Source organism: Erwinia sp. GW821-FHT03D09 (genome assembly GCF_059420805.1).
The window spans coordinates 207,967-230,633 of the sequence record NZ_JBWKUK010000002.1 but is presented as its reverse complement, the minus strand read 5'-3'; the positions used below and the strand labels follow the sequence as shown (position 1 = coordinate 230,633).

General features: G+C 53.9%; 19 protein-coding genes. 11 read left to right on the top strand and 8 right to left on the bottom strand.

Features of this window, described 5'->3' with window-relative positions; translation table 11 throughout:
- Positions 1-93: 93 nt before the first annotated feature.
- Genes hofQ through pilM form a run of 5 tightly spaced genes read right to left on the bottom strand, consistent with a single transcriptional unit; the run spans position 94 to position 3,509 of the window.
- On the bottom strand, positions 94-1,338 hold the full coding sequence (gene hofQ / locus AC07U6_RS02770) for a DNA uptake porin HofQ (protein WP_494761281.1): 1,245 nt from the start codon (positions 1,336-1,338) through the stop codon (positions 94-96).
- Positions 1,301-1,657 (bottom strand): HofP DNA utilization family protein, encoded by a 357-nt coding sequence (locus AC07U6_RS02765; RefSeq protein WP_494761280.1) that lies wholly within the window; start codon positions 1,655-1,657, stop codon positions 1,301-1,303. Before AC07U6_RS02765 ends, hofQ begins: the two co-directional genes overlap by 38 nt.
- Complete coding sequence (locus AC07U6_RS02760; protein ID WP_494761279.1) at positions 1,647-2,144, bottom strand: HofO family protein; 498 nt, start codon at positions 2,142-2,144, stop codon at positions 1,647-1,649. The genes AC07U6_RS02765 and AC07U6_RS02760 overlap by 11 nt, the downstream gene beginning before the upstream one ends.
- A complete protein-coding gene (locus AC07U6_RS02755) occupies positions 2,137-2,682 on the bottom strand; it encodes a PilN domain-containing protein (RefSeq protein WP_494761278.1) in 546 nt (181 codons plus the stop codon). The genes AC07U6_RS02760 and AC07U6_RS02755 overlap by 8 nt, the downstream gene beginning before the upstream one ends.
- Positions 2,682-3,509, bottom strand: coding sequence for a pilus assembly protein PilM (pilM, locus tag AC07U6_RS02750; RefSeq protein ID WP_494761277.1), 828 nt, complete (start codon positions 3,507-3,509; stop codon positions 2,682-2,684). Before pilM ends, AC07U6_RS02755 begins: the two co-directional genes overlap by 1 nt.
- Before the next feature lie 117 nt (positions 3,510-3,626).
- On the opposite strand from pilM, the gene mrcA reads away from it, so the two are divergent.
- Positions 3,627-6,182, top strand: coding sequence for a peptidoglycan glycosyltransferase/peptidoglycan DD-transpeptidase MrcA (gene mrcA / locus AC07U6_RS02745; protein WP_494761276.1), 2,556 nt, complete (start codon positions 3,627-3,629; stop codon positions 6,180-6,182).
- Between the two features lie 94 nt (positions 6,183-6,276).
- Here the strand turns inward: mrcA and nudE are convergent, their stop codons facing one another.
- Positions 6,277-6,843 (bottom strand): ADP compounds hydrolase NudE, encoded by a 567-nt coding sequence (gene nudE / locus AC07U6_RS02740; protein ID WP_494761275.1) that lies wholly within the window; start codon positions 6,841-6,843, stop codon positions 6,277-6,279.
- Between the two features lie 403 nt (positions 6,844-7,246).
- Here nudE and AC07U6_RS02735 point away from each other — a divergent pair, with 403 nt between their 5' ends.
- From AC07U6_RS02735 to pckA, 6 genes are all read left to right on the top strand, one after another.
- Positions 7,247-9,385, top strand: a complete 2,139-nt coding sequence (locus AC07U6_RS02735; protein WP_494761274.1) for an intracellular growth attenuator family protein — start codon at positions 7,247-7,249, stop codon at positions 9,383-9,385.
- Between the two features lie 117 nt (positions 9,386-9,502).
- Entirely contained in the window at positions 9,503-9,904 is a 402-nt protein-coding gene (hslR, locus tag AC07U6_RS02730) for a ribosome-associated heat shock protein Hsp15 (RefSeq protein ID WP_494761273.1), read from the top strand.
- A gap of 23 nt (positions 9,905-9,927) precedes the next feature.
- The gene (gene hslO, locus AC07U6_RS02725) at positions 9,928-10,806 is read left to right on the top strand and encodes an Hsp33 family molecular chaperone HslO (RefSeq protein ID WP_494761272.1); all 879 of its coding nucleotides are present in this window, start codon (positions 9,928-9,930) and stop codon (positions 10,804-10,806) included.
- Positions 10,807-11,198: 392 nt separating this feature from the next.
- The gene (locus AC07U6_RS02720; RefSeq protein WP_494761271.1) at positions 11,199-11,699 is read left to right on the top strand and encodes a fimbrial protein; all 501 of its coding nucleotides are present in this window, start codon (positions 11,199-11,201) and stop codon (positions 11,697-11,699) included.
- 67 nt (positions 11,700-11,766) lie between these two features.
- The gene (locus tag AC07U6_RS02715; RefSeq protein ID WP_494761270.1) at positions 11,767-12,525 is read left to right on the top strand and encodes a hypothetical protein; all 759 of its coding nucleotides are present in this window, start codon (positions 11,767-11,769) and stop codon (positions 12,523-12,525) included.
- 345 nt (positions 12,526-12,870) lie between these two features.
- Positions 12,871-14,490: a phosphoenolpyruvate carboxykinase (ATP) gene (gene pckA / locus AC07U6_RS02710; protein WP_494761269.1), complete on the top strand. Its 1,620-nt coding sequence runs from the start codon at positions 12,871-12,873 to the stop codon at positions 14,488-14,490.
- A gap of 42 nt (positions 14,491-14,532) precedes the next feature.
- Here the strand turns inward: pckA and envZ are convergent, their stop codons facing one another.
- Both envZ and ompR read right to left on the bottom strand, forming a co-directional pair.
- Positions 14,533-15,897 (bottom strand): two-component system sensor histidine kinase EnvZ, encoded by a 1,365-nt coding sequence (gene envZ / locus AC07U6_RS02705; protein ID WP_494761268.1) that lies wholly within the window; start codon positions 15,895-15,897, stop codon positions 14,533-14,535.
- Positions 15,894-16,613, bottom strand: a complete 720-nt coding sequence (ompR, locus tag AC07U6_RS02700; RefSeq protein ID WP_001157751.1) for an osmolarity response regulator transcription factor OmpR — start codon at positions 16,611-16,613, stop codon at positions 15,894-15,896. The genes envZ and ompR overlap by 4 nt, the downstream gene beginning before the upstream one ends.
- A 401-nt stretch (positions 16,614-17,014) precedes the next feature.
- Here ompR and greB point away from each other — a divergent pair, with 401 nt between their 5' ends.
- The 4 genes from greB to feoB all read left to right on the top strand — a co-directional run bounded on the left by greB (position 17,015) and on the right by feoB (position 22,642).
- The gene (gene greB, locus AC07U6_RS02695; protein ID WP_494761267.1) at positions 17,015-17,494 is read left to right on the top strand and encodes a transcription elongation factor GreB; all 480 of its coding nucleotides are present in this window, start codon (positions 17,015-17,017) and stop codon (positions 17,492-17,494) included.
- 109 nt (positions 17,495-17,603) lie between these two features.
- Positions 17,604-19,940: a Tex family protein gene (locus AC07U6_RS02690; RefSeq protein WP_494761266.1), complete on the top strand. Its 2,337-nt coding sequence runs from the start codon at positions 17,604-17,606 to the stop codon at positions 19,938-19,940.
- A 159-nt stretch (positions 19,941-20,099) separates the two neighbouring features.
- Positions 20,100-20,342 carry a ferrous iron transporter A gene (gene feoA, locus AC07U6_RS02685; protein ID WP_205067669.1) on the top strand — a complete coding sequence of 81 codons (243 nt, stop codon included), beginning with the start codon at positions 20,100-20,102 and terminating at the stop codon, positions 20,340-20,342.
- A complete protein-coding gene (gene feoB / locus AC07U6_RS02680) occupies positions 20,339-22,642 on the top strand; it encodes a Fe(2+) transporter permease subunit FeoB (protein WP_494761265.1) in 2,304 nt (767 codons plus the stop codon). The genes feoA and feoB overlap by 4 nt, the downstream gene beginning before the upstream one ends.
- Positions 22,643-22,667: the final 25 nt, after the last annotated feature.

Sequence of the window (22,667 nt, the reverse complement as noted above, 5' to 3'; positions counted from 1 at the left end):
AAACCTTGTAAGCTAATTCAGCCCTTGCGTCAAACGCAACTGTAACCAATTCGGGAAAAAACATACAGCCCATGTTTTTTGTCGCAAAAATCCTTAATCACTTCGAATTAGCCGAGGTGTGATGAAGATCACTAATTCTCTCCTTTTCTGCTCCCGCACACTGTGACGAAATAGCCCACCCAGCAACGGTATTTCCCCCAGCAGCGGAACCCGAGTCTGCCCGGTGGCACTTTGCTGCTGAAAAATGCCACCCAGTGCCAGCGTCTGACCGTCCTTTAACGCTACCTGCGTGTCGATTTCCTGTTTATCAATCGTCAACACCTCGTTTTCACCACTGCGCATGGTTCGGCCCGGCACATTCTGGCTGATGTGCAGCTTCAGTAAAATCCGGCCGTTGCCCTGAACCACGGGCGTCACTTCCATACCCAGTACCGCCTCTTTAAATTCCATGGTCGTTGAACCACTGTTGCCGGTCGCCACTTCGTAAGGGATCTCGGTTCCCTGCTTAATACTTGCCGTTTGCTGGTGGGACGTGAACAGGCGCGGACTGGCGATAATATCCGCCTGGTGCTCGCGCTCCAGCGCGCTTAATTCCAGATCCAGCAGCCGTCCGTCCAGCTTTGCCAGGGTCAATCCCAGCATACCTGCGGGACGCGCAACACCAAGATCCACACGCAGCTGGCTGGCGCGCAACGCATCGGCGACCAGCTCTTCACCGTTCAGCCCCCAGTTCACCCCCAGCTCACGCAGGCTTTCTTCACTGATGGTGACAATCTGGGCCGCAATCTCAACCTGTTCCAGCGGCACATCCAGCTGTTGCAGCCAGCGGATGGCTTGATCCAGCGCCTTCTGGGTATCGCGAAGCAAAAGTGCATTGGTGCGGGTATCCAGGGTCACGCTGCCACGTGTGGTCATCAGCCTGCTGCGCTCATTTTGCAGGCTGGCATTTAACGCAGTGGCATCGGCATATTTAAACATCACCGTCTGCGTATGCAGTGGGCTGTTCAGTTCAGCGGCTTTCCGTTCCGACTCGGCGCGCTGCTGTTTCTCCTGTTCACGCTCTTCCGGGAATACCAGCATCACGTTGCCTTCCCGCTCGATGCTGAGTCTGCCCATTTTCATCACCAGTTCCAGTGCCTGCTGCCATGGAACATCGTGCAGCCGCAGCGTCAGCAAACCGTCTACTTCAGGTGCCACCATCAGATTCAGCTGCTGGTACTCTGCCAGAGCCTGTAATATCTGACCTATCGGCGCATCTTCAAATACCAGAGAGATTGGTACTGTACCTCTGCACAACCCGCTAGCCAGAATCAGCACTAACGCTGTTTTCCTTAACATGATGTTCTCCTTTAAATGTCAGCTTCTGCTGTGGCTGGCAGGCCTTTTCATCCGTCAGAGTGATGCCCCGCAGATCGATATGCTTAACCTGCCACTCCGAACCGGCAGGCCAATCGTTAACGCTGACGCGCAGCCGCTTCCCTGAAAGAGATATCAGCCAGCCCTCATAGCGATCTGGCCGTCCGATAATGCCCTGAAGCCGCCACGGCAACGTAAAAGCGCTGTCTGCCGGGCAACGTCCTGACACGGTTGGTAAAAACGGGTCCCGTGCCCCGGCATCCGTCGCCAGAAGTAAAAGTAACAGTGCGCTAAATTTCATAGTGAAGTTGAATCAGCAAATGTAACTGTGGAGATTGCCCCTGTAGCGTCATCAAAGGGATCGTTACCGCCGGTTTTAAGGTCATCAGATAAGCGAGAAGATCGGTAAACTGCTGCCAGCGCAAGGTAATTGCCAGCTCGCCACCGCTCTCACTCGGCTGCCAGTGCTCCAGTTCTCCGCCGCTGGCAGCCAGCAGTGCAGGTAGAGAGAAGTGATGGCCATCTTCAGCAGCAGCCTGCTCATCAAGCCGTTCAATCTGCTGTTCCAGCGTTGATAGCGACGGCAGGCGGCGCAGCACCGCAATTCGCTGCTGATAGCGAGATACAGACTCATCCGCCTGTTTGTCCAGCTGGTGCGACATTTGCCTGGCCGGGTATAGCCAGAACCACCACATCAGCAGCGCAATTAGTGCCCCCACGCCGATAACGCTGCACATGCGCAACCGGATATCTGCTGCCAGCCACCCCGCCATCCAGCGATTAGTCATTGCCCGGCTCCTTGTTCCCCAACGTGAGTTGCATACTGAAACTCACGCCGGCAGACGTCTCTCGGCGAAGAGCGCCAAGCTTTGCGGAGGGTATCTCCCGTTGCTGATGCAGCCGGTCGCGAAAATGATGAAGCTCGGCAATGCTGCGGCTGAATCCCTTGAGTGAAACGCTCTGCTGGTGCTTCTTCAGGCTACTCAGCCAGATATGCTGCGGGATTTCGGTACTCAGCCGCTGGATAAATTCCGACCACTGGGAAAGATCCTGCTGCTTTAACATCTGCTGTCGTTGCGACTGCCTCAGCTGGTCGAGCTGTTTTTGCGCCACCAGAGTGCGATTATGCAGGGCAGCAGCATCCTGCTGCGCGATGGGCCACAGGCTGAGCAGTTCCACTCGCTGATGATTAAGCCGCTGCTGCCAGTATCCGTTTTGTACACCCTGGATAATCAGCGCCAGCATCAGCCCACACAACAGCCGCCACTTCTGCCACTGCTGCCGTTGCCGGCAGTCTCGCCATGGCATCAGATTAATACTAACCATCAGCGATCCTCTGGGCGCATTGCCAGCCCTGCCGCAATGGCATAAGCCCCACTACAGATCGGCAGCGGCGGCTGAAGAAATTGCAGGGCGGCAAAAGGTGAAAGCGCAGTGGTCCCTTGCGGCGCATCATCATCCAGCGCAGAGCTGTACCAGACCGTACCCTGCAGCGGCAGGTAACGCTGCTGAAGTACAGAAAAATCCGGAATGTCCTCCAACGGGCACCATCCCCATGGCCGTTCAGCATGCTGTAGTGAATACCATAGCCAGTGATCGCTCAGGCGATGAACCAGCGTGGCATCAGGGGCCAGCGTAAGTGCCCGGGCCAGCACGGAGAGTGCCGACGGCGTGAGATCCATCACATCCGGGATCAGTCCAACCTGCTGCAGGCAGTCCAGCCAGCCTTGCAGCGCTTCCCGGCGGGTTGCGGTCAACGTCAGCTGGTTTTCGCACCCGTCGCTCAGGCGAAAATCCAGCGTGAGAGCTTCCGGTTCAATCGGGAAAAACCGCTTTGCAGCGGCGCGAATATAGTCACTACGCGCGGCTTCTCGCAGGTGCGTGGGAGGCAGGCTCAGCTGGCGCTGCATCACCAGTTGAGGGGGGAATCCTACGCGCAGCCCAATCCGCGACGGCAGCAGCCTGCGCCAGCGCTGCAAAATGGAGATGAGGATCTCTGGCCGTTGCACCAGGCCATTTCTTAACGTATCTTGCGGCAACGTATGCTGCCACCAGTGGCGCAGCTGCCAGCCGTTGCGGCGGCGCTGGATAGCGATGGCACAGAGCTGCCCGTTTTGTATATCCAACCCGACCTGCCATGTCTGAAAAGCCATTGACGAAATCTCCTTATCGTCAGTTACAAAAGGACGTATCCAAGGTACTGGCTTGCCTTTATACTACCGCGCGATTGTTTATAAACTGCCCAATCGACTCTTAATGGGAAATATCAGGTGAAGTTCGTAAAGTATTTATTGATCCTTGCAGTGTGTTGCATCTTGCTGGGAGCCGGCTCGATCTATGGTTTATACAAATATATAGAGCCGCAGCTTCCTGACGTTGCCACGCTGAAAGACGTGCGTCTGCAGACGCCAATGCAGGTCTACAGTGCCGATAACGAACTTATCGCGCAGTACGGTGAAAAACGCCGTATTCCACTGACGCTGCAACAAATCCCCTCTACGATGGTGAAGGCGTTTATCGCCACCGAAGATAGCCGTTTTTATGAGCATCACGGTGTTGACCCGATTGGTATTTTCCGTGCGGCCAGCATTGCGCTGGTCTCCGGTCATGCCTCTCAGGGTGCCAGTACCATTACTCAGCAGCTGGCACGTAACTTCTTCCTCAGCCCGGAAAAAACCCTGCTGCGCAAAATCAAAGAGGTCTTTCTTGCCGTTCGCATCGAACAGATGATGAGTAAAGATGAGATCCTTGAGCTTTATCTGAACAAAATCTACCTCGGTTACCGCGCGTATGGCGTAGGTGCTGCGGCTCAGGTTTACTTCGGTAAAAACATCGATCAGCTGTCGTTGAGTGAAATGGCGATGATTGCCGGGCTGCCTAAAGCGCCGTCAACCTTCAACCCGCTTTACTCGCACGAACGCGCCGTACAGCGCCGTAATACCGTGCTGGCACGTATGCTGGACCAACACTACATCACTCAGTCGCAGTATGATGAGGCCCGCAATACACCGCTGGTGGCGAACTATCACGCGCCTGAAATTGCCTTCTCAGCCCCGTATCTGACCGAAATGGTGCGCCAGGAAATGGTGAAACGTTACGGTGAAGATGCCTATAACGACGGCTACAAGGTCTATACCACCGTCACCCGCAAGCTGCAGCTGGCGGCACAAAAGTCTGTGCAGGACAACGTGCTGGCTTACGATATGCGCCACGGCTATCGCGGCCCGGCCAGCGAGCTGTGGAAAGCGGGTGAGCAGGCCTGGGGCCAGGCAGAAATGCTGAAAACGCTGAAGTCCCTGCCGGTATACGGCCCTCTGTTCCCGGCGGTCGTCACGCAGAGTAGCAGTGGCTCTGCAACGGTGCAGATGCGCGACGGCAGCACCACGGAACTGAATCTGGATGCCGTACGCTGGGCTCGCCCGTTCAAGTCAGATACGTTGCAGGGCGCAACCCCACGTGCGGTGAATCAGGTCCTGCAGCCGGGCCAGCAGATCTGGGTGCGCCAGGCGGATAACGGCTGGATGCTGTCGCAGGTACCTGAAGTTAACTCATCGCTGGTTTCACTCGATCCGCATGACGGTTCGGTGCGTGCGCTGGTCGGTGGATTTGATTTCACCCTGAGCAAGTTCAACCGCGCCACGCAGGCACTGCGCCAGGTGGGTTCAAATATCAAGCCGTTCCTCTACACGGCAGCGATGGATCGGGGTCTGACGCTGGCGTCTATCCTGAATGACCTGCCGATTTCCCGCTGGGATGCCGGTGCGGGTGCCGACTGGCGTCCTAAGAACTCACCAAACACCTACGCCGGCCCGATTCGCCTGCGTCAGGGGCTGGGCGAGTCGAAGAACGTAGTGATGGTCCGTGCCATGCGCGCGATGGGCGTTGACTATGCGGCGGAATATCTGCAGCGCTTTGGCTTCCCGGCGCAAAACATTGTCCATACCGAGTCACTGGCGCTGGGTTCCGCATCCTTCACGCCGTTACAAATGGTGCGCGGCTATTCGGTCATAGCCAACGGTGGTTTCCTGGTGGACCCTTACTTTATCACTCGCATTGAAAATGAAGCGGGCGGTAAAGTCTTTGAAGAAAAACCGAAGGTAGCCTGCCCGGAGTGCAATCTGCCGGTTATTTACGGAGAAACGCAAAAGGCAGTGGCGCTGAGCGAAGACAGCGTGGAGAACGTTGCGGTTTCGCAGGAAGGTAAAACCGACACCGTGCCTCAGCCCCAGCTTGAACAGGTTACCCAGCTGCAGGTTCAGCAGGATGGCGAACAGCAGTACGCCCCACACGTGATCAACACTCCGCTGTCATTCCTGATTAAAAGTGCGCTGAACTCGAATATCTTTGGCGAACCGGGCTGGATGGGCACCGGCTGGCGTGCGGGACGCGACCTGAAGCGTAACGACATCGGTGGCAAAACCGGGACAACCAACAGTTCGAAAGATGCGTGGTTTTCCGGTTACGGTCCGGGCGTCGTGACGTCGGTGTGGATAGGCTTTGACGATCATCGCCGCGATTTGGGGCGCACAACGGCTTCCGGAGCGATTAAAGATCAGATCTCCGGCTATGAAGGCGGAGCGAAAAGTGCTCAGCCCGCCTGGGATGAGTACATGCAGGCCGCGCTGGATGGCGTACCGGTACAGCCGCTTACACCGCCAGAAGGTGTCGTATCGGTGACCATCGACCGCAGCACCGGCAAGCTGGCGAACGGCGGCGGCAATACCCGTCAGGAATATTTTATCAACGGTACGCAGCCGACCGAATACTCGGTACACGATGTGGGCACCACGCTGATGGATAATGGCGAAACCCACGAACTGTTCTGATAAATTTTAGCGCCTGAACAACAAAGAAGCCGGATAAAACCGGCTTCTTTTTTTGGTCTGAAGAGCGAGATGCTCGCCTAAAGCATCATGATTCTTAATAGCTGAGACGCCCCTGCTTCACCAACCATTCCCGCACAAGGAACAGCGCACTAACGTTACGCGCTTCACGAAAATCCGGCTCATCCAGTAAAGCCAGCAGGTTATCCAGCGGCCAGCGCAGCTGCGGCAGCGGCTCTGGCTCATCCCCTTCCAGCTTTTCCGGATAAAGGCCCTCTGCCACCACAAGATTCATCTTGCTGGAGAAATAGGAGGGAGCCATGGTGAGCTTACCTAGTGTCTCCAGATGCTGCGCCCCGAAACCGACTTCCTCTTTCAACTCGCGATTTGCTGCCTCAAACGGCGTTTCACCCGGATCGATCAGCCCTTTTGGAAAGCCCAGCTCATAACTTTCCAGGCCAACTGCATACTCCTGAATCAGGATCAGATGATTGTCGATAATCGGTACAATCATCACCGCTTCGCGGTCGGAGGGACGCATCCGCTCATATACCCGGCGGGCCCCGTTGCTGAAGACCAGATTCACAGCTTCGACGGTAAACAATCGCGAGCGGGCAACGGCCTCAACATTGAGGATTTCAGGTTTCTGTAATTGTCTGGTCATAAGGGCCCCAGGAATAAGCCGAAGATTAAACGTCATCGCACGCACAAGGCGGAACGCTGACCATATTTACACTATTGTGCGGTAGCCGCATCAGGATGCCAATCATCGCACGGATCATTTTGCTTATTTATAACAAATCATTGTTAATATGAGGAAAATCTTTTAATAAAAGTCAATTTTAGTGGTGGGAAATAGGATTATACCGATTCTGAATACTGCAAATGCCTGGTAAGATTTAGGCAAGGAAATGCACGCTATTATTTTATCATCATAATTTCTATAACTATTTATGATTTCAACGCAGATTGTCAGCACAATCTGAGCCCGCCATTATTGGTTTAGATATGACCGAAGCCGTTGGCCAGAACCGTAACAGGAGCACCGTGGCAGGAATGAGGGAAGCATGGGCACACTAGTTAGCATATTGCTTGCCATAATGGCCTGCTCAATCGTAGCGGCTTGTGTGTTTTGGTATGCACTACGCCGTCGCTCACCGCTGGCTAAGCCCCTACCATTCTTAAACCCACCTCAACGTAAGCTGAGCGACGAAGAGCGCGCGGCCGTTGAGCGCTATCTGTCATCTCTGGTCCGCAGCCGTTCCACGGTCTTACCTACCGGTGCCAGCAGCGCGCAGGAACAGCTGGTGCTGACTTCACAAAGCAATAACGTCTATCCAGTAACGCGTGCCATTACGCGCTACGGGCTCTCTACGGACGAACCGCATAAGTGGCGTTACTATCTTGATGCCGTTGAAGTTCATCTCCCACCTCAGTGGGAACAATACATTACCGATGAAAACTATGTTGAGTTGATCAAAACTCAAACCGTTCCACTAGTGATCTCGCTAAACGGGCACCATCTGACCCAGTACAACTGGGACATGCCCGTTTTAGCACCGGCGCTGCGAACAACGACGCAGAATGCTTCCATCCGCAAAGCGGAAAGTGAACAAATTGAACTCATCAGCGTCCGTAAAGAAAGCCCGGAAGAGTACGCACTCAGCCGCCCGGAAGGCACGCGTGAAGCACTGGTGATTGGCACCGCTCTGCTGCTGTTTTTCTTCAGCCTTATCAGCCCCATCATGCTGACACCGTGGCTGGTACTGGCTGGAATAATCATGATACTGGTCAGTGGATGGTTCCTTTACCGTCGCCCTGCCGACAGCAATCTGCGGGAAATACACTGCCTGAGGGGAGCACCTAAGCGCTGGGGATTGTTTGGTGAATCAAACCAGGGGCAGGCAAGCAATATCTCTTTGGGTAGCATCGATCTGATTTATCCCGCCCACTGGCAGGATTATCTGGCACAGGATCTGGGGCAGACCACAGAAATTGATATCTACCTTAACCGGCATGTTGTACGTCAGGGGCGCTTTCTGTCGTTACAGGATGAGGTGCGTAATTTCCCTATTCAGCGGTGGCGGAAAAATCTCGTGCTTGCCGGCTGCTCGCTGGGGGTGATGGTGCTGTTGATTGCACTTATCCCTTTGAGTATGCCACTAAAGCTCAGCATGGCCTGGATTAAAGGCACCGACAGCCTGCAGGTTACCCGGATTGCAGACCTGGAGAAAACCACGCTCCACGTCGGTGACAGCCTGAAAGTGCAGGGGACAGGTATGTGCTCCATCCCTGCGGCCTACCAGGGAAACCGCAGCTATGCCTTTATGCCTTTTGACTGCTCGGCACTGTACTGGAATAACGCCCCTGCCCTGCCCCTGCCGCAGTCGGATATTATCGATAAGGCAACGGCACTGCTGGACACCACGCGCCAGCAGCTCCATCCGCAAACCAGTACCGACCCAAAACTGAATCCGCAGCTGGCGACGGCGATTCAGAAATCCGGCATGATCCTGCTGGATGATTTTTCAGATATCGTATTGAAAACTCAGGATCTGTGTAGCCAGAAGCTGGACTGCGTAAGGTTGAAAAATGCGCTGGTCAATCTCGGTAATGCCAAAGACTGGACCACGCTGGTGCGCCGCGCCAATTCCGGGGCACTGAGCGGTATGAACGTCCTGCTGCGCCCGGTGAGCGCCGAGGCGCTGGAAAATCTGGTTAATACCGCCACATCAACGTTTTTCTATCGCGAAACGCGCCGCGCCGCGGAGATGCTCAACAGCCCGCCGCCGGGAGGTTTTTTGATCTACAGCGATGAAGGCCGTTCTCTGGTCAGCCACCCGGCACCGTCCGTGTCGCTGTTTGATTATAATGCCCCCGATCAGTGGCCAGAGTTGCAGCGGCTGGCCGGTATGCTACTGCAAACACCGTTTACCGCCAACGGCATCGTTACCAATATTTCAACAGATGCCAATGGCACCCGGCACATTGCCCTGCACAGCGAACCCAATTCAGTGACTCTGTGGCGTTATCTCGGCACCAGTCTGCTGCTGCTGATCCTGGCGGCAACGGTGACAATAAATCTGCTGCTGGCACTGCGCAGGATGAACCGCAATCGCGTTCGCCTGCAGGAGATCCAGCGTTATTACGATACCTGTCTTAATCACACCCTGAGTAACATGCGCTCCGTGCGGCCAATGTTTTGACCCGCGCATCTGTGCTATTTTTAAGGCTGTTTATTTCCATCCTCAACGCATACCAACCTGCAGCTTGAAAGTAACGGGAATGGCCCATACATAAGGGGCTTCCCGACAGGAGCAGCGATGAAAGAAAAACCCACAGAAGGGATCAGACTCGATAAATGGCTCTGGGCTGCGCGTTTTTATAAAACCCGCGCCGTCGCGCGTGAAATGATCGAAGGTGGCAAAGTCCATTACAACGGTCAGCGCAGCAAACCCAGCAAACTGGTAGAAGTGGCCGCTGAGCTGACCCTGCGCCAGGGTAACGATGAACGTACGGTCGTTATTCAGGCGGTCAGCGACAAACGAGGCCCCGCAACGGAAGCACAGCTGCTGTACCGCGAAACGGAACAGAGCATTGAAAAACGGGAAAAAGTGGCGCTGGCGCGAAAAATGAACGCGCTCACCATGCCGCATCCTGACCGGCGACCGGATAAAAAAGAGCGCCGTGACCTGATGAAATTTAAAAATTCTGGCGACGAGTAATCCGCCATTAAGAGAGAAAAATTATGTCCCAGCAAGATCAAATGCACCGTTACCTGTTTGAAAACCACGCCGTGCGTGGTGAACTGGTCACCGCCTCCCAGACCTGGCGCGATATCATCAGCGGCCACGATTATCCGCAGCCGGTTCAGCAGCTCCTCGGCGAACTGCTGGTGGCGACCAGTTTGCTGACCGCAACGCTGAAATTTGACGGCGATATTACCGTTCAGTTACAGGGTGACGGTCCGCTGAATCTGGCGGTGATCAACGGTAATAATCAACAGGAAATGCGCGGCGTAGCCCGCACTCAGGGCGAGATCGCTGAAGGCAGCAGCCTGAAAGAGATGGTCGGCAATGGCTACCTGGTGATTACCATTTCGCCGAAAGAAGGCGAGCGCTATCAGGGCGTGGTTGGCCTGGAGGGCGATACTCTTGCTGCCTGCCTGGAAGACTACTTCATGCGTTCTGAGCAGCTGCCAACACGGCTGTTTATTCGCACCGGCGAGCACAATGGTTTAGCGGGTACCGCAGGTATCCTGCTGCAGGTGCTGCCCGCTCAGGATGCGAGTCTTGATGACTTTAATCACCTCGCCACCCTGACCGAAACCATCAAAACCGAAGAGCTGCTCGGCCTGCCTGCCAACGAGGTGCTTTGGCGTCTGTATCACGAGGAAGAGGTCACCGTTTACGATCCGCAAAGCGTGGTCTTCAAATGCTCCTGCTCCCGTGAACGCTGTGGCGAAGTGTTGCTCTCTCTGGCGCAGGATGAAGTAAATCAGATTCTGCAGGAAGATGGCCATATTGATATGCACTGCGACTACTGCGGCAGCCATTATGTTTATGATGTGGTAGATATTGCGGCAATTCGCAATGGTTCAGCGGGCGAGGCGGAAAAGGTTCACTAATTCGCCGCATTAGTTAATAACCTGGTGAAATATAAAAGAGCAGCTAAGTTAGCTGCTCTTTTTTTTATTTGTTTTTCAATGTACATCTTTTATTTTTTTCAATGTACATCAACACTCCATTCCTTTTGTTATGACATCGATAAAAAAGCACTACCAGATGTTAAAAATACATTACCGAAAGATACTCTAACCGTTTCAAATGCCACGATGATTTTCCAGAATAAACCGGGACAAGAAATTACAGATAATAACTGAAGAATTTAATATCGCAAAAAAATCAAAGCATATGAAATAGATTTTTTTACATAAAAAAATTTTTATTACAACCAAAATATGTTTAATATTGATACAATATAATACTAATTACAAAAACAACCCGGAGTAATTAAATAATGAAAACATGCCAATGGCTCCGAATACTTTTTTTATCAATTATGCTTTGTTCTTCTTACTCATTACAGGCATCAGCAGAATGGTCAATAAATATTGATATGACCGTCGTAAAGCCACAGTGCATGATTAACAATAACAAAGAAATTTTAATTGATTTCCAAAGGGTATTTGTCGATAAAATTGATGGTCAGGAGTATAAAAAAACTCCGATTCAACTCACCATCACTTGCTCGAATGTAACCAGTGCAGATCTTAGGGTACAAATTATCGGAAAAAAGACCAACTTTGCGATAAATGATAATCTTCTGGGAACAGATAACCCCGATCTGGGGATAAAAATTCTGGCTGATAATGAGAGGCTTCCTGTAAATACCTGGCTATCATTTTCCTGGCCGCAGCGAGTTCCCGCTTTAGCTGCCGTGCTGGTAAAACGCGATAAGGCAATACTGTACGATGGAAAGTTTACTGCCGGTGCAGTGATGAGTCTGGATTATAACTAAACCTGGCGTTGATACTGCCAGAACCATATCATTCTTAAAATTAATTATATTTTTGGAAAAAGATACTGTGAGAAAAATTAAAACAATATTTTCTTTTTTTACATTTAGTTTGCTTTCTCTTTCACTTTTCCAGACGCAAGCTGCCAGCCTTACATTTACTCCCATAACAGATGGATATATGGTCACTGGGAAGATTAATGAGAGTGACCTTGTGTGGAAGCCATCTGGAGGCTTCTGGGCAGCTGTACACACAACGGTTCACGAAACTGGGAAAGATTTTTATGAATCACTTGATAACAGTTCGTATTGCACACAATCAAAACAAAACGCCGTTGACGTAATAAATTATAAGCTCCAGCAGGGCATCTTGGTGACTAAGAAGGTATCATATATGGATAACGGAAGAAACTGGACTGCGAAAATAAACTGCAAAGCAGGCTTTACTGCCAGTGAAGGCGGTTGGACTGTCGAAACAATGACCCCATCCCCTCCGAATGGAGCAAAATGTGATACATCTGTCCCTCTCAAAGTTGGTTTTGGTACTCTGGCAGTTGGTATAACTAATGCCACTGCCGTGATGAATGGGACGATAAAATGTGACAGGGCTACGGATGTTTCATTAAGCTTCCGGGGTTTTGATGATGGTTATATTCCCGTAAAGGATGCCAACGTTAAATTTGCCTTTGATAACGGTTCCCCAACGTACAAATTAACAACGAAGAAAAACCTTTCATCCATTTTTAAAATCAACTTCGAGGCAATCAGCACCGGTACCACGACCGGGTATAAATCTGCTTCCGCTGTATTAGTGATGGAATGGCAATAAGCTCACTCTACTCACCCGATGTTATCGTTTATTCACAGTTGAGGCTTTAAAAAATTAAACTGCGCTGACATCGGGTAAAAAATTTTATCATCAATACTTACCACTCATTAAAATCCCGAAAACACTCTTTTAATGCGCTATTCCACGGTGTTTTTCAGTGATTTATGCTTCTCCTCTCATTTCTGTCTTCCGTTCCTTTCGCTCCGGGATAAGAGGTGTAAACTGCGCGCGATCGTGATGGTTCCCCCCCCTCCCGCATCAGGAACCTGCGGGTTATCACGGTGAAGAAATCGAAATACCCTTACACTTTGCTGTAGTAAAGAAACCGAAATAAGGAGCAGTAATATGCGCACTAACGACCTGACCGGCCTGGACCTCGTCGCTTATGGCATCACTGATACGGTTGAGGTGGTTCATAATCCAGATTATGACACGCTGTTTAAGGAAGAAACCCAACCCGGTTTAACCGGATTTGAGCGAGGCACCGTCACGCAATCCGGTGCCATTGCCGTTGATACCGGGATTTTTACCGGCCGCTCGCCAAAAGATAAATATCTGGTCCGTGATGACACCACTCGCGACACGCTGTGGTGGAGCGACGAAGGGAAAGGAAAAAATGACAACCATCCTCTTTCGCCGGAAACCTGGCGGTCACTGAAATCATTGGTCTCCCGCCAGCTTTCCGGCAAACGCCTGTTCGTGGTGGATACCTGGTGCGGTGCCAATCCGGATACCCGCCTCAGCGTGCGCTTTATTACCGAAGTCGCCTGGCAGGCCCACTTCGTCAAGAACATGTTTATCCGCCCGGATGCCGAAGGGCTGGCTAATTTCGTGCCGGATTTCGTGGTGATGAACGGGGCTAAATGCACGAACCCGGACTGGCAGCAGCAGGGACTGAATTCAGAAAACTTTATTGCCTTTAACCTGACTGAGAAGATACAGCTGATAGGCGGCACCTGGTACGGTGGCGAAATGAAGAAAGGGTTGTTCGCCATCATGAACTACCTGCTGCCGCTGAAGGGGATTGCTTCCATGCACTGCTCGGCCAACGTCGGAGAAAAAGGTGACGTTGCCGTATTCTTCGGCCTGTCGGGCACAGGTAAAACCACCCTCTCCACCGATCCACAGCGCAGGCTGATTGGCGATGATGAACACGGCTGGGATGATGACGGCGTGTTTAACTTTGAAGGCGGCTGCTATGCGAAAACCATTAAACTCTCCGAGCAGGCCGAGCCGGAGATTTATCATGCTATCCGCCGCGATGCTCTACTGGAAAACGTCGTCGTGCGTGCTGACGGTTCGGTAGACTATGACGATGGCAGCAAGACGGAAAATACCCGCGTTTCTTACCCGATTTATCATATCGATAATATCGCTAAGCCGGTGTCAAAGGCGGGTCATGCGAAAAAAGTGATATTCCTTACCGCCGATGCCTTTGGCGTTCTGCCGCCGGTATCACGCCTTACGGCCGATCAAACCCAGTACCACTTCCTTTCCGGCTTTACGGCTAAGCTGGCCGGCACCGAGCGCGGTATTACCGAGCCGACGCCAACCTTCTCTGCCTGCTTCGGTGCAGCCTTCCTGACGCTGCATCCCACCCAATATGCTGAGGTGCTGGTAAAAAGAATGGAAGCCGCCGGAGCGCAGGCGTGGCTGGTCAATACCGGCTGGAACGGCAGCGGTAAGCGTATTTCGCTGAAGGATACTCGGGCGATTATCAATGCGATTCTGAGCGGTGAGATTGATAAAGCAGATACCGTCACGCTGCCCGTCTTCAATCTGGAAATCCCACTGTCGCTGCCGGGCGTCGATGCCAGCCTGCTGGACCCACGCCATTCCTGGGGCGGCGAAGCAGAGTGGGAAGCGAAGGCGCGCGACCTGGCACAGCGGTTTATTGATAACTTCGATAAATTTACCGACACCAAAGCCGGTGCAGCACTGGTGAAAGCGGGACCGAAACTGTAAAAAGCAAAAAAATGGACCGCCTGGCGGTCCATTTTCTACTCATCAGCTACGATGCGGTGGCAGACCACCCGCACCGGGCACAGGGAACTCGGGCAGGGGAAGCCAGGCACGAACCGACAAGCCACCTTTTTCACTTTTGCCAATCTCCAGCCCCCCCTGATGGGCATCAATAATACGCTGAACAATGGCAAGGCCCAGCCCGGTGCCGCTGGTGCTGCGGGCGCTGTCGCCGCGTACGAAAGGCTGGAACAAATGCTGAAGCTGATCGGGCTCAATACCCGGGCCATCGTCCTCAATCTGGAACCAGGCACGCTGGAGTTCCCGACCTGAACTGACTTTAATCCAACCGTTACCATACCGCGCAGCGTTAACCACAAGGTTAGCTACCGCACGTTTAATCGCCAGCGGGTTAATATCCACCATCAGTTCAACCGGCATCACCGAGCTTTCAATCTCTCTTTCGTAACCGCTTTCTGCTGCGATGACTTCACCCAGCACGCCATTAAGATCGGCATATTCAAACTGCATTTCCTGCCCGGTGCGCAGATAGTCGATAAACTGTTCGATAATCGCATTACACTCTTCGATATCTTTATTGATCGACTCGGCCAGATAGCCGTCCTGCACCGACATCATCTCCGTTGCAAGGCGAATACGCGTTAGCGGCGTGCGCAGATCGTGGCTGACACCGGCCATCAGCAGCGTACGGTCATCAGCCAGCTGCTTAACCCCCGCCGCCATCTGATTAAATGCACGCGTGACCGAACGGACTTCAGAAGCACCGTACTCGCGCAGCGGTGGCGGGATCACGCCTTTACCCACCTGCAGGGCAGCATGCTCCAGCTCGACAAGGGGTCGGTTTTGTATTCGTATAAACAGCCAGGCACCGCCTATCGCCAGTAACATGATCGCCAGCGTATAGCGGAACAGCGGAGAGAAGTCTCCCTGATGGATTTCGGTCAGCGGCACACGCACCCAAATATCCGGAGACAACCAGGTTTTCAGCCAGACAACTGGGGAATTCTTGTTAACTTCAACGCGCACATCGGTCGGGCCGCCCAGCTGCTGCGCCATCTGCTGGCTAAGGAACTCGTAATGCTGCGCCCAGCGTAATCCGCTCTCTTCCGCCGCCGCATTGGTGTACAGCGAAATGCCCAGCTCGCGATAAATCTCACGACGGAACGCAGGCGGGACTTCCAGCTGCGTTCCATCCTCAAGCTGCAACCTGTCGGTCATCAGCATGCGCACTTCGTAAGCCAGCACCTTATTAAACTGTTGCAGGCTCGGCAAAATGGCAAAGTTCAGAACGACCAGATAGGTCGTTACCAGGCTGACGAACAGCAGGGTAACGATCAATAACAGGGTTCGGGCAAATGAACTGCGGGGTGAGAAGCGGATTCGCCTCATGCTTTACTGCCGTCCGGCACGAATACGTAACCCAGGCCCCAGACGGTCTGGATGTAGCGCGGGTGCGCAGGATCTTCTTCCACCATTCGGCGCAGGCGTGAAATCTGCACGTCGATAGAACGCTCCATCGCACTGTACTCGCGGCCACGGGCCAGGTTCATCAGCTTGTCGCGTGAAAGTGGCTCACGCGGGTGGCTGACCAGGGCCTTCAGCACCGCAAACTCACCGCTGGTCAGCGGCATGGGTTCATCTTCGCGGAACATTTCGCGGGTGCCGAGGTTGAGTTTAAACTTACCGAAAGCGATAACCGCCTCTTCCTGCGATGGCGCACCCGGCAGCTCGTTCGCCTGACGGCGCAGTACGGCACGAATACGGGCCAGTAGCTCGCGTGGGTTAAACGGTTTTGGAATATAGTCGTCGGCACCGATTTCCAGGCCAACGATACGATCCACTTCTTCCCCTTTTGCCGTCACCATAATGATCGGCATCGGGTTGCTCTGACTGCGCAGACGGCGGCAGATAGATAATCCATCTTCACCAGGTAACATCAGGTCCAGCACCATCAGATGGAAGGATTCACGGGTCAGCAAGCGATCCATCTGCTCGGCATTCGCCACGCTGCGCACCTGGAAACCCTGCTCGGTTAAATAACGCTCCAGCAACGCACGCAAACGCATGTCGTCATCCACTACCAGAATTTTGTAGTTCTCTTGCATTTCGATACTCCCAAGGCGCTATTGCCTGAAGCTGATATTTTCAAAAAATAAGCCTGAATGTAACAGCCAATAATGGTTTATATTGTAGCTGAAATTGTTACAAAGCATATTAAACAGTAGGTTATCCTTAAAATTCATCGCTAAACGCGCTACCGATCACGTCCACAAACAAAAAATCCTCAGCGCGAACAGCGGCTAAAGTGCTAAATCTTTGGGGCTTGATCGAACCGTTTCATCCGTACAGATTTACATTGCTTGCTTCAGGGAGCTCTCTTCCTTTTATTCGCTGCCCGCAACCGTAGAGCCTGATGGATTGACGTAAGAGGTCAATCCTGTGGGTTGCATCCTCGCCTCATCTCATCACAAAATAGCGTTTTCTCTGGTTACGGCATGGGTTAACGATGAAAACCAAACTGATCACCCGCGGCGGCTACAACCTGCTGAAGCAGGAACTGGACTACCTGTGGCGTGAAGAACGCCCGGAAGTGACAAAAAAAGTCACCTGGGCTGCCAGCCTCGGCGACCGCAGCGAAAACGCCGACTACCAGTACAATAAAAAGCGCCTGCGTGAGATCGACCGCCGGGTGCGCTATCTGACCAGGTGCCTGGAGCAGCTGCGGATTGTTGATTATTCCCCGCAGCAGGATGGCAAAGTCTTTTTCGGCGCCTGGGTTGAGGTGGAAAACGACGACGGCGACATCAAACGCTTTCGCATCGTCGGCTACGATGAAATCTTTGGGCGTAACGACTATATCTCTATCGACTCACCGATGGCCCGTGCGCTGCTAAAAAAAGAAGTGGGCGATGCCGCCACCGTGCATACTCCGGTAGGTGACGCGCTGTGGTACGTGAACGATATCAGCTATATAGAACAGTCCTAAATGCACGGCGATAACCGGTTGCATCACGATTAGACCGACTCAGGGTTGGCATTTTTCGACTGCAATCCGTATAACTGTCCCCTATTTCTTAAGCCAAAAAAGTATCCCAATGATGAAAGATTCGCTGAGCCGCATTATTGCAGATGAACTCAAGGCCAGAGCAGAACAGGTAGAAGCCGCTGTTCGCCTGCTGGACGAAGGCAATACCGTTCCGTTTATTGCCCGCTATCGTAAAGAAGTCACCGGAGGGCTGGATGATACCCAGCTGCGTACGCTGGAGACGCGCCTCGGATATCTGCGCGAACTGGAAGATCGCCGCCAGTCGATTCTGAAATCCATCGATGACCAGGGCAAGCTGAGCAACGAGCTTGCCGCCGCCATTAACGGCACGATGAGCAAAACCGAGCTGGAAGATCTTTATCTCCCTTATAAACCGAAGCGCCGCACCCGTGGGCAGATCGCCATTGAAGCCGGGCTGGAGCCGCTGGCCGATACGCTGTGGCAGGACCCATCGCAGGACCCTGAACAGCGGGCTGCGGGCTTTGTCGATGCGGATAAAGGCGTGGCTGATGTGAAAGCCGCCCTCGACGGCGCGCGCTATATCCTGATGGAACGGTTTGCCGAAGATGCATCGCTGCTGGCGAAAGTGCGTGATTATCTGTGGAAAAACGCCCACCTGGTATCCCGCGTCATTGAAGGTAAAGAGGACGAAGGTGCCAAGTTCCGCGACTACTTCGACCATCATGAAGCACTGGCTACCGTGCCTTCCCACCGCGCGCTGGCGATGTTTCGCGGCCGCAACGAAGGTATTTTGCAGCTGTCGCTGAACGCCGACCCGCAGTTTGATGAGCCGCCGCGCGAAAGCCACGGTGAGCAGATCGTCACCGATCATCTCGGCCTGCGCCTCAACAACGCGCCCGCCGATGCCTGGCGTAAAGCCGTGGTCAGCTGGACCTGGCGCATCAAAGTCCTGCTGCACCTGGAAACCGAGCTGATGGGCGCGGTACGTGAGCGCGCGGAAGATGAAGCGATTAACGTCTTTGCCCGTAACCTGCACGACCTGCTGATGGCAGCACCGGCGGGTATGCGCGCCACCATGGGTCTCGACCCCGGCCTGCGTACCGGGGTGAAAGTGGCCGTGGTTGACGCCACCGGCAAGCTGGTTGCTACGGATACCATTTATCCGCATACCGGCCAGGTCGCCAAAGCGGCTTCCGCCGTCGCGGCGCTGTGTGCAAAGCACCATGTGGAATTGACCGCTATCGGTAACGGTACCGCCTCCCGCGAGACCGAGCGCTTCTACCTGGATGTGCAAAAACAGTTCCCGCAGGTACAGGGGCAGAAAGTGATCGTCAGTGAAGCGGGCGCATCCGTCTACTCGGCGTCAGAGCTGGCGGCACTGGAGTTCCCGGATCTGGATGTTTCGATTCGTGGCGCGGTCTCCATTGCCCGTCGCCTGCAGGACCCGCTCTCCGAACTGGTGAAAATCGACCCGAAATCTATCGGCGTTGGCCAGTACCAGCACGATGTCAGCCAGAGCCTGCTGGCGAAAAAGCTGGATGCGGTAGTTGAAGACTGCGTTAACGGCGTCGGCGTGGATCTCAACACCGCCTCGGTGCCGCTGCTGACCCGCGTGGCGGGCCTGAGCAAAATGATCGCCCAAAACATTGTCAGCTGGCGCGATGAAAACGGCCGTTTCCAGAACCGTCAGCAGCTGCTGAAAGTCAGCCGCCTGGGGCCGAAAGCGTTTGAGCAGTGCGCCGGCTTCCTGCGCATCAGCCAGGGCGATAACCCGCTGGATGCCTCCACGGTTCACCCGGAAGCCTATCCGGTCGTCGAGCGTATTCTGGCATCAACCGGGCAGTCACTGGGCAACCTGATGGGCAACCCGGAAGAACTACGCAACCTGAAGGCGGTGGATTTCACCGATGAGCGCTTTGGGGTCCCGACCGTCAGCGACATCATCAAAGAGCTGGAGAAACCAGGCCGCGACCCGCGCCCCGAGTTTAAAACCGCGCAGTTTGCTGAAGGCGTGGATACCATGAACGACCTGCTGCCGGGCATGGTGCTGGAAGGATCGGTCACCAACGTCACTAACTTTGGTGCCTTCGTTGATATCGGCGTACATCAGGACGGCCTGGTTCACATCTCATCCCTGTCGGACAAATTTGTTGACGATCCGCACAAAGTGGTGAAAGCCGGGGATATCGTTAAAGTGAAGGTCATGGAAGTGGATTTACAGCGTAAGCGCATCGCCCTGACCATGCGTCTTGACGAACAGCCGGGGGAAACCAACGCCCGTCGCGGCGGCGGCAACAATAACAGCAATGCCAATAACCGGGACAACGCCCGCCCGGCGAAAAGCACTAAACGCCCTGCCGCACAGCCTGCGGGCAACAGCGCAATGGGCGATGCGCTGGCTGCCGCATTCAGTAAAAAACGCTAACAGCTCCACGGGCGGATCGGCCGATCCGCCCTCTTTGCAACGATCTGCTGCCATATGCAGTGCCAACATTGCGCCATATCAATACCATCGATAATCACTCTCATTAAAATTCTCATTGGATGATTATCACTCATTTTTATCTACATGGCGGGCACAGGCATGCAACTGATACCAAAACAGCGTTATCGCATTCTTCGTTTTTCTCCCGAGGTTAGTCCGGTATTCCGCCAGAAACTGATGGCCCTGGGCTTACTGCCCGGTTCAACATTTCAACTGGTTCGCATCGCACCGCTCGGCGATCCGCTACAAATTAAAACGCCGCGCATCAGCCTGATGCTGCGGAAGAAAGATCTTGCCCTGCTTCAGCTTGAAAGCCTTGCGGCCGCCGGGGCAGAAATATGAGACCCTGTACTATCGCACTCACCGGTAACCCAAATGTGGGTAAAACCACCCTTTTTAATCAGCTGACCGGATCGCGGCAGCGGGTCGGTAACTGGGCGGGTGTCACCGTTGAACGCAAGGAAGGCATGTTCAGCACCCCACAGCATCAGGTGCGACTGGTGGATCTTCCCGGTACCTACTCACTCACCACGCTGTCCACGCAGGCGTCGCTGGACGAGCAGATTGCCTGCCATTACCTGCTCAGCGGAGAAGCGGAGCTGGTGATTAACGTGGTGGATGCCAGTAATCTGGCGCGCAATCTTTATCTCACCACCCAGCTGCTGGAAATGGGGCAGCCCTGCATCGTTGCGCTGAATATGCTGGATATCGCCGAGCGCCAGCAGATTCATATTGATAGCAACGCGCTCTCGCTGGCGCTGGGTTGCCCGGTGATACCGCTGATCTCCACCCGTGGCAAGGGCATCGATGCGCTGAAACAGGCTATCGATCGCCACGATCGGACCGGGCCAGAGCTGATCGTTGACTACCCGCAACCGCTACAGGAGGCAATCGGTCGCCTTGTCGCCGCGCAGCCGGAAGCATTACCGGACAAACAAAAGCGCTGGCTGGCGCTGCAAATGCTGGAGGGCGATATCTGGAGCCGGCAGCAGGCCGGAGAAGCCACCACGCTACTTGCGGATCTCCTCCTTAACCTCGGTGACGATGCCGCGCAGTCCATTGCCAGCAGCCGTTACCAGAAAATCGATGCGCTGTGCATTGATGCCATTGCCCACGGTACAACCGGTACCAGTTTTTCGCAGCGGCTCGACCAGTTGGTAATGAACCGCTGGCTGGGGCTGCCGATATTTTTCCTGGTGATGTATCTGATGTTCTTTATGGCGATCAACCTGGGCGGCGCGCTGCAGCCGCTGTTCGATCTCGGTTCCGCCGCCATTTTTATTCAGGGTACCCAGTGGCTGGGCGCCACTCTGCATTTTCCGGACTGGCTGACGCTGTTCCTCGCTCAGGGAGTCGGCGGCGGAATCAATACGGTGATGCCGCTGGTACCGCAGATTGGCTTGATGTTTCTGTTTTTGTCGCTGCTGGAAGACTCCGGCTATATGGCGCGTGCCGCCTTCGTGATGGATCGCCTGATGCAGGCGCTGGGGCTACCCGGTAAATCCTTTGTACCGCTAATTGTCGGCTTTGGCTGTAACGTTCCCTCTGTGATGGGAGCCCGTACGCTCGATGCACCACGCGAACGCTTAATGACCGTCCTGATGGCTCCGTTTATCTCCTGCGGTGCGCGTCTGGCAATTTTCGCCGTTTTCGCCGCGGCTTTCTTTGGTCAACACGGTGCACTCATTGTCTTCAGCCTTTACGTTTTGGGCATTGTGGTCGCTATTCTGACCGGGCTGGTGCTGAAACATACGCTGATGCGCGGTACCGCCAGCCCGTTTGTCATGGAGCTACCGGTCTGGCACATTCCGCATCTGAAAAGCCTGCTGCTGCAAAGCTGGCAGCGTCTGCGCGGTTTCGTACTTCGTGCTGGCAAGGTAATCGTGCTGGTCAGCATGCTGATTGGAGCACTGAATAGCTTTTCGTTAAGCGGAGAACCCGTCAGCGATTTGAACCGGTCCGCCCTTGCCAGCGTTAGCCGCACGCTAACGCCGCTGCTTTCCCCAATCGGCGTGACGGACGATAACTGGCAGGCGACCGTCGGCCTGCTAACCGGTGCCATGGCGAAAGAAGTCGTGGTCGGCACGCTGAATACGCTGTACACCGCAGAAGCTATCCAACATCAGCCGTTTGATGCTGCGGAGTTCAGCCTCTCCCACCAGCTGTTAGAAGCCCTTAATGAAACCTGGCAGGGGGTGAAAAGCACCTTCAGCGTGAGCGTACTCGCTAACCCGATTGAAGCCAGCAAAGGTGATGCTGAAATGGCCGGCGGCGCAATGGGGACCATGCACAGTAAATTTGTCAGCGACGCTGCGGCCTACAGCTATCTGATTTTTGTTCTGCTGTATGTTCCCTGCGTATCGGTAATGGGCGCAATCGCTCGTGAAAGCAGCAGCCGCTGGATGCTGTTTTCCATTTTCTGGGGGCTGGATCTCGCCTGGTCGCTGGCTGCGATGTTTTATCAGTTCGCCAGCTTTCGACAGCACCCGGAGAGCAGTAGCCTCATTATCGCTATTGTCGTACTGGTCAATATCGTGGTGCTGGCGCTGCTGCGCAGGGTAAAACTTAAACCGATGGCGATCCCGGTTAAAAATATTACCAGCGCCTGTAAAGGCTGCGAGCAGAGTAAAAACTGCCATTAATATTCTGCGGCGAGCAGGACAGAGA

Excerpts from the sequence above, each read along its gene's own strand:
- hofQ (WP_494761281.1), bottom strand. The coding sequence starts at position 1,338 with ATGTTAAGGAAAACAGCGTTAGTGCTGATTCTGGCTAGCGGGTTGTGC.
- AC07U6_RS02765 (WP_494761280.1), bottom strand. The coding sequence starts at position 1,657 with ATGAAATTTAGCGCACTGTTACTTTTACTTCTGGCGACGGATGCCGGG.
- AC07U6_RS02760 (WP_494761279.1), bottom strand. The coding sequence starts at position 2,144 with ATGACTAATCGCTGGATGGCGGGGTGGCTGGCAGCAGATATCCGGTTG.
- AC07U6_RS02755 (WP_494761278.1), bottom strand. The coding sequence starts at position 2,682 with ATGGTTAGTATTAATCTGATGCCATGGCGAGACTGCCGGCAACGGCAG.
- pilM (WP_494761277.1), bottom strand. The coding sequence starts at position 3,509 with ATGGCTTTTCAGACATGGCAGGTCGGGTTGGATATACAAAACGGGCAG.
- nudE (WP_494761275.1), bottom strand. The coding sequence starts at position 6,843 with ATGACCAGACAATTACAGAAACCTGAAATCCTCAATGTTGAGGCCGTT.
- AC07U6_RS02735 (WP_494761274.1), top strand. The coding sequence starts at position 7,247 with ATGGGCACACTAGTTAGCATATTGCTTGCCATAATGGCCTGCTCAATC.
- hslR (WP_494761273.1), top strand. The coding sequence starts at position 9,503 with ATGAAAGAAAAACCCACAGAAGGGATCAGACTCGATAAATGGCTCTGG.
- hslO (WP_494761272.1), top strand. The coding sequence starts at position 9,928 with ATGTCCCAGCAAGATCAAATGCACCGTTACCTGTTTGAAAACCACGCC.
- AC07U6_RS02720 (WP_494761271.1), top strand. The coding sequence starts at position 11,199 with ATGAAAACATGCCAATGGCTCCGAATACTTTTTTTATCAATTATGCTT.
- pckA (WP_494761269.1), top strand. The coding sequence starts at position 12,871 with ATGCGCACTAACGACCTGACCGGCCTGGACCTCGTCGCTTATGGCATC.
- envZ (WP_494761268.1), bottom strand. The coding sequence starts at position 15,897 with ATGAGGCGAATCCGCTTCTCACCCCGCAGTTCATTTGCCCGAACCCTG.
- ompR (WP_001157751.1), bottom strand. The coding sequence starts at position 16,613 with ATGCAAGAGAACTACAAAATTCTGGTAGTGGATGACGACATGCGTTTG.
- greB (WP_494761267.1), top strand. The coding sequence starts at position 17,015 with ATGAAAACCAAACTGATCACCCGCGGCGGCTACAACCTGCTGAAGCAG.
- AC07U6_RS02690 (WP_494761266.1), top strand. The coding sequence starts at position 17,604 with ATGATGAAAGATTCGCTGAGCCGCATTATTGCAGATGAACTCAAGGCC.
- feoA (WP_205067669.1), top strand. The coding sequence starts at position 20,100 with ATGCAACTGATACCAAAACAGCGTTATCGCATTCTTCGTTTTTCTCCC.
- feoB (WP_494761265.1), top strand. The coding sequence starts at position 20,339 with ATGAGACCCTGTACTATCGCACTCACCGGTAACCCAAATGTGGGTAAA.